At 58.9% G+C, this 1,063-nt stretch carries 1 protein-coding gene and 1 pseudogene; both read right to left on the reverse strand.

The genetic code is table 11. From position 1 onward, the window contains the following. A pseudogene (locus RCCGE510_RS34385) lies at window positions 1–322 on the reverse strand (helicase); the annotation flags it as partial. A 4-nt stretch (window positions 323–326) separates the two neighbouring features. Continuing rightward, window positions 327–1,063 (reverse strand): DUF1998 domain-containing protein (locus RCCGE510_RS32515; protein ID WP_007637813.1); only part of this gene is annotated, 737 nt, incomplete at its 5' end.

The following is a 1,063-nucleotide window of genomic DNA, read 5'->3' on the forward strand; positions in this document are numbered from 1 at the left end:
GGGGGACAAGCTGGTAAGTTCGCGGCTCAAAAGCGAGTTGCGCAGCGGATCTGAAAGGGCCTGCGCCACGGCGAAGCGTCAGGCGCATCGCGTCCGCCAGCAATGCCGCTTTGGCCTGAACCGTCGTCCTCACGTCTTCAGGAAGATCGAAACGCGCAGACTCGACCGGCAGGAGTTCTAGCGCGGGATCGAGTAAAACGGTATCGCTGCCGCCACCCGAAAGGGGACGAAGCGCCAGGATGCCATCTTGCGGCGACGGTAGGGCAACCCATTCACGACCACGCGCTCGAACCAAATCTCCTGGAGCAAAATTTACTGTCATCAATTTATTCCCCGAACATCGAACGCATCGCGTCGGGCACGCCCGCAGTGACAGCTTCCGGTAACTCAAACATCGTCCAGCCCTTATCGTCTCCCTCTTGGCGCGTTGCATCCATCAAGGGAGAAAGGCAAGCGGCGACGAAATGACTACGCCACACGAAACTCATTTCTTGGCCAGAGAATTTTATAGTGGAGCTGTCCGGCGCAGGAAGGCCGGCCTCCTTAAATGCGTCAACCCAATCGCCACTTCCTGTGCGCTGATCCGCCGTCGCTAGCTCGACCCGGCCCCGCGCGAGATCGACCAGCATCTGCTTGGCTTCATCGCGCGTGCGGTCGATCAGCTCGTGATCGGGCTGATTGAAATAGGAAAGCAGGCAACGATAACAGCCACGGACGCACGTTTCCCCATCGTGGTTGGCGAGAATCTTGGCGTCGCCAGCAGCAATAGCTTCATCGACTCCTTCAAAGTGCATCAGGATCAGCGCTTCGCGAGCGACTTTCCCGAGTGCCTGGGGATCCTCGATCAGACGGCTCAGGACCCCTGCACCGCCTTCTGTTGCTTCGTAAGCCAGGACAGCTCGACGATTGTCGCGGGCGGGGAGCGGCTCGCCGAGAATCTCACCCTCTTCCAATTGGAAGACGACCTCGATACCCCTCATGAGGGCATGTTGAACCGTTGCAATGGTCTCGGGCGCATAGGCGTCGGGGTCGTTGAAACGGAAGAGAAGCGCATTCTTGTGGT

This window comes from Rhizobium sp. CCGE 510 (genome assembly GCF_000292525.1).
GTDB lineage: Bacteria > Pseudomonadota > Alphaproteobacteria > Rhizobiales > Rhizobiaceae > Rhizobium.